Origin of the sequence: Sneathiella sp., from assembly GCF_041689005.1 — a bacterium.
GTDB lineage: Bacteria > Pseudomonadota > Alphaproteobacteria > Sneathiellales > Sneathiellaceae > Sneathiella.
Map to the genome: position 1 here is coordinate 1 of NZ_JBDNHC010000177.1, position 13,987 is coordinate 13,987.

The following is a 13,987-nucleotide window of genomic DNA, read 5'->3' on the forward strand; positions in this document are numbered from 1 at the left end:
CAGGCCGTGCAGCGTTGCAAAGGTGTGCCGACACCGTTGCAATTGTAGGTCACGAGCAGATGCGGCGTGCCATAAGCGATTATGACAAAAGCCAATGTACCAACAACCCATGTCGGGCGACGGGGTTTTACGAGCCACCAGAAAAGGATTGCCGTACCCAACACGAAGCTGTAGTTCTTCTCATCTGAGACAAGGCGCTCGTCTTTCCCTTTGCGCTTGCGCGCACGCGGCGCTTTCCGGCTCAAGACTTCAATCCTGAATTCACTCACTTTTGCTCTCCTGTGCGGGAATAGCGCAGACGAACAACCGCCTTGCCGTCCCGTGGATGATCGCCTTCCATGGGGTTCGCATCGGCCACCTCCCGCCACGGTGATACATCCCAGTAGGAAACCTTGTTGCAAACAACCGGCGGCGCAGCCTTCACGAACAGGAGTTGCCGGTCTTCGGGCAAGCCCATGATCTCCTGCGGTAGCAGTAACGGCACACCGCGCTCAGAAACACTCACCCCGACATCATCATCCTGAGTTTGTCCAAGGCTGTAATTACGTGTCATGATCGACCGCTCGCCCAGCAGTCTTGAGAGGCGCACGGCCAGTTCCATGTCCTGCACCGCAAAGAATTGCTTCACCTCGGACTGACTGAGAATGATGTTCGTTGTCTCGCGCCCATACACTTGCGCGAGGTGCGAGAGGTCCTGCACGATGGCCCAGACGCGCACGCCATATCCAGGCAACAGCGTCAAGGCTTCGGCCAATCCGGCGATCCGCCCCATATTGGCAAACTCATCAAGCAGGAACAGCACGCGCTGTTTGCCGCGATTTGTGGCAACGGCATTGATGGCATGGCGCGTGACCAGCGCCAGCCAGACGCCATAGTCGCTGATCCGCTCAGCAGGGATCATGACATAGACCGTTGTGCCTTCAGATTTGAGATCATCAAAGTTCACGTTAGAGCTGGACACCGCCGCAGCCAGCGGCCCGCCAGGGCGGAAAACCTGGAGCGCATTTGAAACGCCGGTGCGGAAGTCTGTGAACTGCCGCGCGCCCTCATCGAACTGGCTCAGGAATTCTTGACCGTATGCCGCAACTACGCCGTCAAGCGCATCCGATGCCGCCATATCGTGGAACATCATTTCTAGCAGCTCTGTGTTTTTGACAATCCGCCATAAGTCGGGCAGCGTACAGCGTTCCGGCCTGTCGCGTGTTGCCAGATGCAGGAGCAAGCCTTCGAGCAAATTGCGCGAGCCATCGCGGAAGAAACGGTTCTTATCGCCGCCCTCGGGTTCCGGCTCCAATTGAAACGCGATAGCGCGCGCTTCATCTCCCAATTCGCCGTGGCGCGTTAGGTCGGAGGCGATGTCGATCATGGATTGAAGAGGATTATACCGGCTTTGTGGTAGATCATGCAGCCCCCACGGATTGAGGAAGATGATCTTCTGCCCGAATGTCTCGCGCCGGTGACGAGCGGTCACAGCGGCAAGCTCGCCCTTTGGGTCCGTCACAAACACCGAGCCGGAATAGTGCAGCAAATTCGGGATCACGACGCTTGTCCCTTTGCCCTGCCGCGCGGGCGCGACAGTAAGCAGATGCGCCTTGCCATTGAAGAACAGCGGCACGCCATTCAACGCGCCAAGGAACAGCCCTTGCGGATCGGTTAGCCCCGTATCCGCACAATCCTGAAGGCTCGCAAATTTTGCCGCCCCAAAGATACCCGTCGGTTTTTCAGCGCGCCGCCGCTTGAGATGCAACCCCACCCCGCGCAAAAAATCACCCGCGCCAGACGCCATCACGCCAACGCCAGCCAACCCCATAAAGCCAAAGGAGACAGCGGACACTGGATCATTAAGCGCATCAAGCGCCCGCCCCATAGCGACCGAAATTGCAATAATCAACCCACCGCCCAGCAACTTGCCAAGCGGGTTCGATTGCGGCTGCATACGCATGGCATCACCTCTCTAATTTCTTTGTTGGGAATAAGGATAGGCGGGGCGGATCACGCCGCCCGCGCCCTGTTTCAGAGCGGCTTATTTGTCTTTCTTTCCGGCATTCACTGCGGCATCGACCCTCTGCTTGTCTTGGTAGGTCATGCCGTTGGTGTTGACTGTGCCTCCGGCCTTGCCGACTTCGTAAGCATTTTGTGTACTTGTGCTCATTGCGTTCTCCTTTCGTCGTTTCAGAATAATTATTAGGTATGGCGCGCCAGCTTGCACAAAAAGAACGGCTAAAAATTTATATGCGTGTATGAATTTCGCATATGAGCGTATATATACGAACTAATGCGAAGAGCGCTTCTTTGCATGGATCGAGGAGTTGAAGTCATGCCGTGGGAAGGATCGAGCGCACAGGATGAGCAACTCTGGCAAGCGCTCGATGAAGCGCTGAACCATCAGGGCTGGCCTGCACAGCGGCTTGCCGCTGCGATCAATAGCGATCAGCAGGCACTAGAAGCCATCAAAAACTGGGGTGATAAAAGCAAAAGCGTCATCGACGACGGTACGCTCGCCCGTTGGCATGCAAATGGCGTTGCCAAGGCGCGTCTTCATAAAAAGCAAGCAATCTATGAATTTTTTGAACGGACAGCCAGCCCGCGTACCTCACTCTATCGGCCCGCCGAGGGTCTGCCCGCAGGATTAGCGGCATTCGCCGCGCAATATGGCGAAAGGATTAGAGAATCCTTCGCGGAAGACCTTTCGAACTTGGACGGCATTTATCGGGTTTTCCGTCCTGCCTGGACGATCCCAAAGCTCAGTCGCGAGCGCGTAATGATCTCGCGGATTAAGATCGAAACCTTCGGCGGTTTTACGCGTTTTCAAGAACGCCAGCATTATCAAGACCCAGACTCCCCGAACATTGTTGTCGATCAGACAGATGATGGAGCGGTCCTGTCGATGAGCGGAAATTTCGTGTTTTTTGGCATTGGTCGCGACGGTCACGGCTGCAAACTTTATACGACCTGGGACTATTATCCATTACCCAGAAAGGGCGTAAAAGTGCAGCGTCTCATGGGAAGTATGATGGGTATAAACGGTAACGGCCCTCATCTTAGCTACCGGTTTGTTGCTAGCCGCACCTCCGATCCCTGGGGTGAAATTGAGATGGGAATTTTCAGGCCACCACACGAACGACTAACTGTAGATATTCTGGATGAACTGGATTATGGCGGCTCGTCATGAAAATCTTGTTCGTCTACACTACGAACGGGCTCAAAAGTTCGACCCAAACCATCAAACGCTCAGAGTGATGCACACGACAGAACGGAAGAAATGCGACGTTTAAGCCTATAAAGTGACACGCAAGATGTGTGTTGTACTACAACACATCTTGGCAAGGGGGCTCGCTGCGCGCCCCCGTTGCATCCCCCAGGCCGTGGCTCTTTCAGGGTATTGAACCCATTTCAGAGCCAATAGATCGTATCGCCGATCAACCACTCGCGGGAGACTTCGCTCTCCCTGCACCCATCAACTTGGCGGGCGTTCCTGTCCCCAAGACCCCAGACCATTTCATGGAGACGACTTCATCGAGACCAAAGAAGGGAGCTCTCGCGCTACCCTTGCCTTGGAACCATCCCATCGACCATGAAGTGTGTCACACCCCTTGGAACCCAGACCAACCCTGCGCGGATTGGATGCCGTCAGCGCATCGGCGCTGAACCCGATCAGGATGCGTTTCGTCGCCCCTGAACCTGCTCGCAGGGCTTGGAGAACGGGCCTGTCTACATGCACCGAACTAAGCACTGATGCCTCGCGCACCTGTGGATATCTTTCTATTTTTCGGGATAGTGGATGCACGGTCAAGATGAGCCTGCTAAGGTCACGAAAAACTGAAACAATTCTGGGGCAGAAAAAGCATGGCGCGGCTAACGGAGCAAGAACAACAAGACATCATTCGTTTCATCGAAGCGGATAAGCCCTTGCCGGAAAAATATCGCTTTCTGCTTTTCGAGGACAAGCGCGAGGTCGAGCTTGTTTGGAACGGCAAGACCAGCGAGGTCAGCAATGTCGTTCTGCCTTTCCAGACCATCGAGCAGGTTGATGAGCCGCGCGCCGAAAAACCAGAAGACACAGCCGCACAGCAAGACCTGTTTGCGACTGATAGCAGGGGACGACAGCTTAAAGGCTGGACCAACAAGCTCATCTGGGGCGACAACAAACTCATTCTATCATCTTTGAAAAACGGGCCGTTGCGCGAAGAAATCGAGCGCCAGGGCGGTTTGAAGCTAATTTACATCGACCCGCCTTTTGATGTAGGGGCCGATTTTTCGATGGATATCGAAGTTGGTGGCGATACCTTCACCAAGAAGCCGAACATTCTCGAAGAAATTGCCTATCGGGATACGTGGGGAAAAGGAGCCGACTCATTCATAGCGATGATCTATGAGCGCTTTATGTTGATGCGCGATCTGCTTGCCGAAAATGGCAGCATTTATGTGCATTGTGACTGGAGAGTAAACGGCTACATTCGTCTTACGCTGGATGAAATATTTGGCAAATCAAATTTTCTTAACAACATTAGCTGGAAAAGAACTCCATTCGCCGGAAGTAGTAAGGCGAGGTCAAATAAATTTCCAATAAATCAGGATACAATCTACCTTTACGCAAAAAACTCAGGAAGCTATGTATTCAATCAGCAATACATTGACTATTCCGATGAATATAAAGAGAGATTTAAGTATAAGGATCAGGTAGGACTTTACAGAAAGACGTTACTCAAAACGTATTCTGCAGACACAGAAACGAAACTGAAAGAGAATGATCGCTGGATCGATCCGGGAAAACCAGGATCATATCCCTCATACAAACAATACCTTCATGAGTCCAAGGGTAAGCAGATCGAGGACATCTGGACCGATGTTAACTCTGCGAATCCAATGGCGGATGAGCGGGTCGATTATCCGACCCAAAAGCCAGAAGCGTTGCTTGATCGCATTATCCGCGCGTCATCGAACGAAGGCGATTTGGTAGCAGATTTTTTTGCTGGCTCAGGCACAACGGCTGCGGTTGCAGAGAAATTAGGCCGAAAATGGATCGTCGGTGATCTCGGGAAATTTGCCGTACATACGACGCGCAAACGCATGATTGGTGTACAGCGCGGGTTGAAGGCAGACGGTAAGGACTATCGCGCCTTTGAAATCCTCAACCTCGGTAGGTACGAGCGTCAGCACTATGTCGGCGTGAACCCGAACTTGCGGGAAGAACAGCGCCGTCAGCAGCTTGAGGAAAAAGAAAAAGCGTTTCTGAATCTGATCTTGCGGGCTTATCGGGCCGAACGCACGGACGGTTTCGCCAGCTTCCACGGCAAGCGAGCCGGACGGCTTGTCGCGGTCGGCCCGGTCAACATGCCAGTGTCGCGGCTCTTTGTTGAAGAAATCATCCTTGAATGCCGCAAGAAGCATATCACCAAGGTCGATATCCTTGGTTTCGAGTTTGAAATGGGCCTGTTTCCAAACGTGCTCGACGAAGCGCGAACCAAGGGTATCGACATCGCCCCAAAATACATTCCCGCCGACGTTTTTGACAAGCGCGCTGTCGAGAAAAATCAGGTCGTATTCCATGACGTGTCGTTTATCGAGGTGAAGCCACACCTCAAGGGCAACAGTGTTGCGGTCGAACTGACCGACTTTTCCGTGTTCTATTCTCAGGATTCCATCGCCAACGCCGAAGCCACCCTGAAAGACAAGGGCAGCAGGATCGTCGTTGAGAAGGGCCAGATCGTCAAAGTCAGCAAGGACAAGGACGGCATCGTTACCCGTGAAACCCTCACGGAGAACTGGACCGACTGGATCGACTACTGGTCGGTAGATTTCGATTTCGAGAGCAAGCGCGAGATCGTCCGCACCCAGAATCCCGACACGGAAGAATGGGAGGAAGCATGGACCGGGGACTATATTTTTGAGAATGAATGGCAGTCTTTCCGCACAAAGAAGGACCGCACACTGGAGCTTACCAGTGTCTTTCACGAGTGCCCGCCGGGACGGCGCAAGATCGCCGTCAAGGTCGTGGACATCTTCGGCAATGACACAATGACCATTGCCGAAGTGACCGTGGGGGAGAAGAAATAATGGCGCTGCATCCTGATTTCCCGAACGATCCCCACGCCATCCTAGACCCGTCAATCCGCTGGTTTCCCGCCGACGAAGCATTGCGCGAAACGAGCATGGAAAAACTTATGCCGCCGCTTGTTGCGGCGCTGCGTCAGAAGGTGAAGGAGTTCCGCGACGGCGGCTATGTCGGTGCATCCGACACTAGTCGCAGCTTGCTTAACTGGTGGTTCAAGACGCCCCACCTGATGCCGCAATCGGACGGCAACATGGCAGAATTTCAGTACTATTTCGCCCAGAGAGAATCCTTAGAGACCATAATCTTTCTCTATGACGTGGTGGGCGTGAGCGATAAATTCGACCTGATGCGCTTTGACAGCAGCGGGGCAGTGTCAGCCAGCATGTTCGATGAGACATGGCGGCGCTTCGTTGTAAAAATGGCGACTGGCGCGGGTAAGACTAAAGTGCTTAGTCTGGCCCTCGCATGGAGTTTCTATCACAAGCTCTATGAGCCGGATTCCAAACTGGCCCGCAATTTCTTGGTTATCGCGCCCAACATCATTGTGCTGGATCGAATCTACAAAGATTTTCAGGGGCTACGGCTATTTTTCGATGATCCGGTTATTCCCGAGAACGGCTTTGACGGCCAAAACTGGCGCGACGATTTTCAGCTAACCCTACATTTGCAGGATGAGGTGCGGATCACGCACCCGACCGGAAATATTTTTCTTACCAACATTCACCGGGTTTACGCGGGCGAGGACATTCCGTCGTCGCCCGACGATGACGACACGATGGAATATTTCCTTGGCACCCGTCCGACCGGAGCCACAACGGATTCCAAGGTGGACCTCGGCATGATCGTCCGCGACATCGACGAGTTGATGGTGCTGAACGACGAAGCCCATCATATCCATGACTCACGCCTCGCATGGTTCAAGTCGATAGAGGACATTCACAACCGGCTCTTGCAGAAGGGGTCCGCGCTGTCTTTGCAGGTAGATGTGACCGCAACGCCGAAGCACAATAACGGCGCGATTTTCGTGCAGACCGTGGCCGACTATCCGCTGGTCGAGGCCATTTCGCAGAACGTCGTCAAGCATCCAGTGCTGCCGGACGCCGCCAGCAGGGCCAAACTATCCGAGCGCCAGAGCGCCAAGTACACCGAGAAATACGCCGATTATATCGACCTTGGCGTGATCGAATGGCGCAAGGCGTATGCCGAGCATGAAAAGCTCAACAAGAAGGCCATCCTGTTCATCATGACGGATGACACCCGCAACTGTGACGATGTTGCAGAGTATCTTGAGGGCCACTATCCCGACCTCAAGGGCGCGGTTCTGGTCATTCACACCAAGGCCAACGGTGAGATTTCCGAAGCGGCCTCAGGCAAGGCCAAGGACGAACTGGAGAAGCTGCGCAAGCTAGCAAACGAGATTGACGATCCCTCCAGTCCTTACAAGGCTATCGTGTCGGTCCTGATGCTCAAGGAAGGCTGGGACGTGCGCAACGTCACCACCATCGTCGGGCTGCGCGCCTATGCAGCCAAGAGCAACATTCTCCCCGAACAGACCTTGGGGCGCGGCCTACGCAAAATGTATCCGGGCGGCATCGAGGAATATGTCAGCGTCGTCGGCACAGACGCCTTCATGGAGTTTGTGGAGTCCATCCAGGCCGAGGGCGTTGAGCTTGAGCACAAAGCCATGGGCGAGGGGACGAAGCCGAAGACCCCGCTTGTGATCGAAGTCGAGAAGGAAAACGACAAGAAGGACATCGACAAGCTAGACATCGAGATTCCGGTGATGACGCCGCGCATCTATCGGGAGTACAAATCGTTGGGCGACCTCGATGTGACGGCTTTCGGCCATCAGCGCGTCGCCTACCGAACGTTCAGCGAGGAAGAACAGCGCGAGATCGTGTTCAAGGACATCACGACTGGCGAGGTGACGCACACCACTGTTCTCGATACGGCGGGAATTGCTGATTACCGCAGCGTTCTGGGATATTTTACCCAGACCGTGATGAAGGATTTGCGGCTGATTAGCGGCTACGATGTGCTGTACGGCAAAATCAAAGCCTTCGTGCAATCAGAATTGTTCGACAGCCCTGTAGAACTCGACAGCCCTAACACCTTGCGAAACCTGTCCGAACTATCCGCGACCAAGACGCTGATTGAAAACTTTAAGAAGGCTATCAATGCACTGACCGTCATGGACAAGGGTGACGCTGAGATCCGTGACACAATCAAACTACGTCAAACCCGCCCCTTCGTGGTGAAAGATCAGGGCTACCTTGTCTCCAAGAAAAGCATCTTCAACCGGATAATTGGCGACAGCCACCTGGAACTGGTTTTTGCTGGTTTTCTCGATTCTTGCAGCGATGTCGTGTCCTACGCGAAGAACTACTTTGCCGTAAATTTTAAACTCGACTACATCAATGCCGACGGCAACATTTCCAACTACTACCCCGATTTTTTGGTGAAGCTGACCGATAAGCGCATTGTGATCGTGGAGACCAAGGGCCTCGAAGACTTGGACGTGCCGCTGAAAATGGAACGCTTGCGGCAATGGTGTGAGGACATCAATCGGGTTCAGTCCGACGTAGTCTATGACTTCGTTTACGTGGACCAAGAGAGTTTCGAGAAGTACAGCCCGACAACATTTAAGCAATTGATTGACGGATTTCTGGAGTACAAAATTTGATGTATCGCATTTTACGTATTTATTGGGAAGGGCACTCATGACATCAATGCAGGGTGACATCGTCAACCGCGTTAAACGCCTCCCGAAGCCGTCCTTGGCGGCAGAGGCGCTGCAACCGGTGTTCGAGGCCGTGAGCAATTCGCTCCACGCCATCGAAGATGCCTTTGGAGATGCGCTGTACCAGTCCCAAGGTTCAATTGCGGTCACGATTCGTAACTTGCGCTCACCTGATGAAATTGAGATCATCGTCGATGACAACGGCATCGGCCTCGAACCGCCTAGGTTCAAGGCGTTCTGCACAACCGATACCGACTACAAAATCGAGCGCGGTGGAAAAGGTGTTGGCCGTCTGCTCTGGCTCGATGCTTTTGAAAAAATAAAAGTTGTAAGCGTCTATAAAGACGGAGCAAAGATGTTCCGCCGTTCTTTTTCGTTTAGGCTAGAAACCCAGGATCAGATTATTGACGAGAACGTGACGGAGATCAGTGGTGGAAGCATCAACACCGGCACTTCTGTCACATTCTCCGGCCTACGCGGCACCGCATATCGAACGAAGTTCCCCAGCCAAGGGGCAACAATAGTCAAACATTTCGGATCGCACTTTTTTGCTGACTTCATTCTGGGCAAGTCACCCAAGATCATTGTCGATATCGAAGATAACAGCGCAACGTTCCCTGAAGAAATCCAAAATCTGAAAATTGAAGACCGTGGTGCTGCGACCCTGACAACGAGCGAATTTGGTGAGTTGTCGCTGGCGAGCTTTATCTGTCACAAGAATGCCAGTGCAAATTTCGATGGCTCCCATCAGATTCATTTGGTTGCAAACGGTCGGACCGTCACCACGCGAAAGATTGATGGCCTGCTTGGTATTGGCCGCTTTGGCCCCGATGGCGATAGAGTTTATCACGGCTGCGTCTCGGGCGAATTTCTCGACGAGCGGGTCAACCAAGAGCGCACCCAATTTAACTTTGACGAGTCTATTGTTGAAGATATCGTGCGCGAGTGTGCGGAGTTCGTGCGTTCCGACGCCATTGGAGAGGAAGTTCGGGAGTTTGATACCACGCGCTTGGGGACACTGCGGGACTTTGTAAACGATTACCCGTCTTTCGGGTTTGAGGATGCCGAACATCTCTTGGATCGCACTCCAAAGAACGCCGTCAAAGCCGAAGAATTTGCTCGGGCATTGATCCCGTTTCGTATCCGTAGGGACAAGGAGCGGAACGATACGATTCAGAAAATCGTCGCACACCTCGATTGTAATCAAACGATACAAGCAGATTTTGCGGAAACTGTCAGAGAGGCTGCCAATGAAATTCGCGCCGAAGAACAGCGGCAGCTAACAGAGTATGTTCTCCGAAGGAAAACCGTTCTCGACGTGATGGACGTTCTGCTTAGACGCATTCGGGAGCGTGGCAACGGCACTCAGGATTTCCAATTGGAGGAAACCCTGCATCAATTCATCTGCCCGATGAGGCTGCGTGGTGACGATCCCAGCAAGGTGGAACAATCCGACCATGATCTGTGGATTATCGACGAGCGGCTCACGTTCCAAAAATACTTTGCATCTGATGTGCCTTTCACGCGAATCTTGGAAGGTGAAAGCAGTACGAAACGTCCCGATCTGTTGATCTATGACAGGCTTTATGGGTTAGCCTCGGAAGGCGAAGACCCACTCACGAAGGTTATGCTTGTGGAGTTTAAGCATCCTGGGCGGAGGGATTACGAAGAAAGATATTCACCCATGAATCAAATCAGTGAGTACATTACTAAGCTGAAAGCCGGACAAATCGAAGACTTCAATAATTCAAGGGTAAGGATCGCAGAAGATTGCGTGTTCTACTGCTATGTAGTGGCGGATATCGTAGGGAAGCTGGAAATACACACCAATGGCTGGCGGACCACCGCTAACGGACGCGGACGGATTCAGGAGCTAGGCGGTAAATTTAGGGGTATTGTCGAAGTTGTTGAGTGGAAGGATTTGCTGGCCGATGCCCGACTTAGGAATCATGCATTTCTCAACGCCGCAGGACTCCGATACGATAAACACCCGTAGAAGAATCCTTCCCCTTTGACCTCGTTCGAGTGACCAAACGCGTTCGCTATAATCTGAGCCAGCATCGCCCTCAAAAGACGGAGAACTGATGCACATCCTGCGCCCGTTCAGTCCACTCACGATACCCCCGACACCCGCGAAGAACTTGCCACCTATGCCCAGAGCTGGCTAAGGGTCTTGAAAGAGGCCATGCCTTTGATTTTACTTTTGCGCGGCGGCCTTTATTAGCTCTAGTTGGCCGACCGCGAAACGCTCGACCACGACGATGGTTTCCTTGCACGCAAGTGCGAGATCGTCAGGCGGCGGCGTCTCTTCATAGTAAGTACCGTGGCAGAGCGAGTTAATCATCACGCTCTTGATACTGATGCCTTCGTCCCCCGCCAAGTGTTGCACGAAGTTTGTCAGACTGTCCGACTTGTCGGGCCTACAAAAACACCCGACCGCTTCCAGAACGGATCGTATCGAGTTGGCGGTCCTGTGGTCCGGCTCTTTTCCGTTCGCCACGTCATGAACGTCAATGAGCTGTTCCTGAAACGGTGCAATGTATTTGTTCAGCCGTGCCAGCTTATGGGTTGCCCCATCGGTGTGAAGTGCAAAAGCCGCCTTTTCTTCGACCACACGATTTGTCAGCGAAATATTGAAGAAGTATCCTTTTTTGACGGGGAGGTACCGTTTCAGGTCGTCGTAGCGGGTCTTTTGCCGCGCGAGCGTATAACTTAGTGCCATTAAGATTTTCTTTGCTTCACCGTATGGTAAAAAGCTTAGAGAACCATAAATCTATATGTGCTCTCCACCTTTTACTAATTGCCAATAGTGATTACCCAAAGCAGTAAGTTGACAGGTTTTTGAATTCATTGCGGCAAAATACATATGATCTTCCCCCACAGGTCTTACTAATCCTACGCTGGCTAGTTTTTGAAGGTCTTTCATTATTTCTACTTTCTCTGGGTCGGCATATGGCTCTTTAATCTCAGGTGGAGGATTTTCAGGGTCATTTGTAAACTCATATGCGGGACTGAGCTTATGCTCGTCCTGTGGCTCTGGGAAGTAGTCAACAATTTTCCTTAAGGTTTCAAGCGAGACTGGCGGCTCAGTCCTTCTAATAGAAGCAAAACTCGAAACGTTTGTTTTGAATATAGGCCGCTGCCCCCATTCACCCAATGCCTTATCAACAAAAGCGTAAATCCCTCCGGGGGTGACGTGACCGCCTAAATCAGCAGCCCCTCCTTGCAAAGCTTCAATTATTAGGGATGTAAATACGCTTAAATCCTGTCCTGCTATTGCAGCTTCACTACTTCTACAAGCCGTCAAAATGGATAATCCCTCTGATAACTGGGCCATATTGCTCCCAGTTAAATCGGGAGTGCCAAAAGCTCCTGCATGACAACAATCAAGTATTATAATTTTATTCTTAGCTTGAGACTGATTGGCGAGCTTAAGGATTTCATCCATTGAGACGCCTTCGTCGTATTGTGTAAAATCGGAGGTTACTACATAACCCCCTAAGCTATTTATGTATCCATGACCTGAAAAATAGAAAAGAGCTATTTCCGGATCACCTTTGAACAGTTCATCAATATTCCTTCTCAAGTCTGCCCGGCCAATACACTGACTAGGCGATACCATAGTTTGAACCGCGAAGTTGGGTGATCCATCTACATGAGTTTTTAAATGTGCTGCAAGTTGTAATGTATCATTGACGCAACAGGGAAGTTCCGCGTTTGGATAATCGTTAATTCCTACCAAAAGTGCTTTTTTCCCCATTTGCTTTCCTTCCTTCCGAAACAGCCTTATTAGTCGAATAAAAAAGTTTGTCATTGTTTTATGAATTAGCCGGAAAACAAACGCCATATACCGCCCACCACTGACTTTTTATTCCATCCAACGCCCTCGGCAGCACTATCTAGGACAATTCCAGATTTACGTTCTTGACCATAAGGGTTTACAGCAAGAATTGGTTTTCTATAGAGCTGTGCTCCGTCAATTTCTTTTTTAATCCAGTTGCTATAATTTGCATACATCCCAGAAGGAATTACGATTACATCACTCTCAGAAATTTTAGCGTATATAGCTTTTTTTAGCTCTTCGCCATTAGATGCATTATGGATGGGATCGTCTTTTGGTACAGAGCAGTCTTTAAAAAGAATCGGAATACTATTTATGCTCCAACTCTCTTGGAACACCCATTCCGCAATTTTTTTATAGTGTTCTGAATAAGTCCAAGAATGACTAATAAACACACCTATATTATAAGTCATAATAGACCCCCTCTAATTAAAGACTATCAATGAAATCAGCTATGTTATCCCATGTCCATACCGAGGTGTTTACGCCTTCGAAATTTGTTCTATCGTCTTTATAGGCCCAAAAACCCTTTACTTTCTTCCTTTCTTCCTTGGCACAACTAATTTCCCATTTTTGACCACTTGAATTGAGAGAGTTTTTACTAATCAGAGCAATAATACCATCTGAGCGTTTAATACGTGTACATACTTTCTCTTTCCACTCTTTGTCGTATGCTTTTTTAACTGACATATCTATGTATTCAAATGGGCTATCTGTATGAAGAGATTGCCCTTTAAGTAAGTCCCTCTGTTTTTCGTCTTCAATCGCAAAAGCAATAAAGATGGTCTTCTTATCAGCCATATTATTCTTCCTTTTATTTAAGCTCGTTCACAAATTTGTTAATGTTGTCCCACGTCCAAACGTAATGCCGTGGATGGATTGGAACACAAAACCGTTGCCGTTTTTCTAGAAGTAGTCGAACTGTAACTGGCCTTGCTTTCACTATTAGTTCTTTCTACTCTAGATAATATGATACCTAGCTATCGATATTTTGCAATGATAACCGAAAGTTATGCGAGCTATCGATGCAACTAGTTTCGGAGGGCGCACCCGTTGGATCGGGCTATCGTGAACCGAGCCCGCCTTTAGCAGTCTCGGCCATACGGCTTCCATCCCTTGCGCACATATTGCCAGCCCTGAACGGCTGACGTTTTTTTTCAAAACAAGAGGGGGGTCTTACCCCCAGCCATCAAGACCTGAACGCCCTTTGGGGCGCGCGCGGCGCGTATCCCCGTCCTTCCGCATTTCATTTGTGCAGGGCGGGTGATCCCCCTCCCGCCGCGCGGGTCTTGACTGCGTTCCCCCCGCTCATTGGCGCGGGCCTAGTCCTGGTTACATGCGCAACCAGCAA

At 51.1% G+C, this 13,987-nt stretch carries 11 protein-coding genes; 4 read left to right on the forward strand and 7 right to left on the reverse strand.

The annotated features are described in order from the left end of the window. The 3 genes from ACESNI_RS19020 to ACESNI_RS19030 form a co-directional block, all read right to left on the reverse strand. Nucleotides 1–269 (reverse strand): hypothetical protein (locus tag ACESNI_RS19020; RefSeq protein WP_373089992.1); only part of this gene is annotated, 269 nt, incomplete at its 3' end. Beyond that, nucleotides 266–1,942, reverse strand: coding sequence for a type IV secretory system conjugative DNA transfer family protein (locus ACESNI_RS19025; protein WP_373089994.1), 1,677 nt, complete (start codon nucleotides 1,940–1,942; stop codon nucleotides 266–268). The genes ACESNI_RS19020 and ACESNI_RS19025, both read right to left, overlap by 4 nt. A gap of 81 nt (nucleotides 1,943–2,023) precedes the next feature. Then, nucleotides 2,024–2,152 carry a hypothetical protein gene (locus tag ACESNI_RS19030; protein ID WP_373089996.1) on the reverse strand — a complete coding sequence of 43 codons (129 nt, stop codon included), beginning with the start codon at nucleotides 2,150–2,152 and terminating at the stop codon, nucleotides 2,024–2,026. 165 nt (nucleotides 2,153–2,317) lie between these two features. On the opposite strand from ACESNI_RS19030, the gene ACESNI_RS19035 reads away from it, so the two are divergent. The 4 genes from ACESNI_RS19035 to ACESNI_RS19050 all read left to right on the forward strand — a co-directional run bounded on the left by ACESNI_RS19035 (nucleotide 2,318) and on the right by ACESNI_RS19050 (nucleotide 10,791). After that, nucleotides 2,318–3,172 (forward strand): hypothetical protein, encoded by an 855-nt coding sequence (locus tag ACESNI_RS19035; protein ID WP_373089999.1) that lies wholly within the window; start codon nucleotides 2,318–2,320, stop codon nucleotides 3,170–3,172. 674 nt (nucleotides 3,173–3,846) lie between these two features. Then, nucleotides 3,847–6,057 (forward strand): site-specific DNA-methyltransferase, encoded by a 2,211-nt coding sequence (locus tag ACESNI_RS19040; protein WP_373090001.1) that lies wholly within the window; start codon nucleotides 3,847–3,849, stop codon nucleotides 6,055–6,057. Further along, nucleotides 6,057–8,738, forward strand: a complete 2,682-nt coding sequence (locus tag ACESNI_RS19045; protein ID WP_373090003.1) for a DEAD/DEAH box helicase family protein — start codon at nucleotides 6,057–6,059, stop codon at nucleotides 8,736–8,738. The genes ACESNI_RS19040 and ACESNI_RS19045 overlap by 1 nt, the downstream gene beginning before the upstream one ends. A gap of 37 nt (nucleotides 8,739–8,775) precedes the next feature. Beyond that, on the forward strand, nucleotides 8,776–10,791 hold the full coding sequence (locus ACESNI_RS19050) for an ATP-binding protein (RefSeq protein WP_373090005.1): 2,016 nt from the start codon (nucleotides 8,776–8,778) through the stop codon (nucleotides 10,789–10,791). 201 nt (nucleotides 10,792–10,992) lie between these two features. On the opposite strand, the gene ACESNI_RS19055 is transcribed toward ACESNI_RS19050, so the two are convergent. The 4 genes from ACESNI_RS19055 to ACESNI_RS19070 form a co-directional block, all read right to left on the reverse strand. Next, on the reverse strand, nucleotides 10,993–11,517 hold the full coding sequence (locus ACESNI_RS19055; RefSeq protein WP_373090007.1) for a hypothetical protein: 525 nt from the start codon (nucleotides 11,515–11,517) through the stop codon (nucleotides 10,993–10,995). Between the two features lie 51 nt (nucleotides 11,518–11,568). Continuing rightward, on the reverse strand, nucleotides 11,569–12,555 hold the full coding sequence (locus ACESNI_RS19060; RefSeq protein ID WP_373090009.1) for a caspase domain-containing protein: 987 nt from the start codon (nucleotides 12,553–12,555) through the stop codon (nucleotides 11,569–11,571). Between the two features lie 65 nt (nucleotides 12,556–12,620). Further along, nucleotides 12,621–13,049, reverse strand: a complete 429-nt coding sequence (locus ACESNI_RS19065) for a TIR domain-containing protein (protein ID WP_373090011.1) — start codon at nucleotides 13,047–13,049, stop codon at nucleotides 12,621–12,623. Nucleotides 13,050–13,065: 16 nt separating this feature from the next. Beyond that, nucleotides 13,066–13,437 (reverse strand): TIR domain-containing protein, encoded by a 372-nt coding sequence (locus ACESNI_RS19070; RefSeq protein ID WP_373090013.1) that lies wholly within the window; start codon nucleotides 13,435–13,437, stop codon nucleotides 13,066–13,068. Nucleotides 13,438–13,987: the final 550 nt, after the last annotated feature.

Excerpts from the sequence above, each read along its gene's own strand:
- ACESNI_RS19035 (WP_373089999.1), top strand. The coding sequence starts at position 2,318 with ATGCCGTGGGAAGGATCGAGCGCACAGGATGAGCAACTCTGGCAAGCG.
- ACESNI_RS19040 (WP_373090001.1), top strand. The coding sequence starts at position 3,847 with ATGGCGCGGCTAACGGAGCAAGAACAACAAGACATCATTCGTTTCATC.
- ACESNI_RS19060 (WP_373090009.1), bottom strand. The coding sequence starts at position 12,555 with ATGGGGAAAAAAGCACTTTTGGTAGGAATTAACGATTATCCAAACGCG.
- ACESNI_RS19030 (WP_373089996.1), bottom strand. The coding sequence starts at position 2,152 with ATGAGCACAAGTACACAAAATGCTTACGAAGTCGGCAAGGCCGGAGGC.
- ACESNI_RS19055 (WP_373090007.1), bottom strand. The coding sequence starts at position 11,517 with ATGGCACTAAGTTATACGCTCGCGCGGCAAAAGACCCGCTACGACGAC.
- ACESNI_RS19065 (WP_373090011.1), bottom strand. The coding sequence starts at position 13,049 with ATGACTTATAATATAGGTGTGTTTATTAGTCATTCTTGGACTTATTCA.
- ACESNI_RS19045 (WP_373090003.1), top strand. The coding sequence starts at position 6,057 with ATGGCGCTGCATCCTGATTTCCCGAACGATCCCCACGCCATCCTAGAC.
- ACESNI_RS19025 (WP_373089994.1), bottom strand. The coding sequence starts at position 1,942 with ATGCGTATGCAGCCGCAATCGAACCCGCTTGGCAAGTTGCTGGGCGGT.
- ACESNI_RS19050 (WP_373090005.1), top strand. The coding sequence starts at position 8,776 with ATGACATCAATGCAGGGTGACATCGTCAACCGCGTTAAACGCCTCCCG.
- ACESNI_RS19070 (WP_373090013.1), bottom strand. The coding sequence starts at position 13,437 with ATGGCTGATAAGAAGACCATCTTTATTGCTTTTGCGATTGAAGACGAA.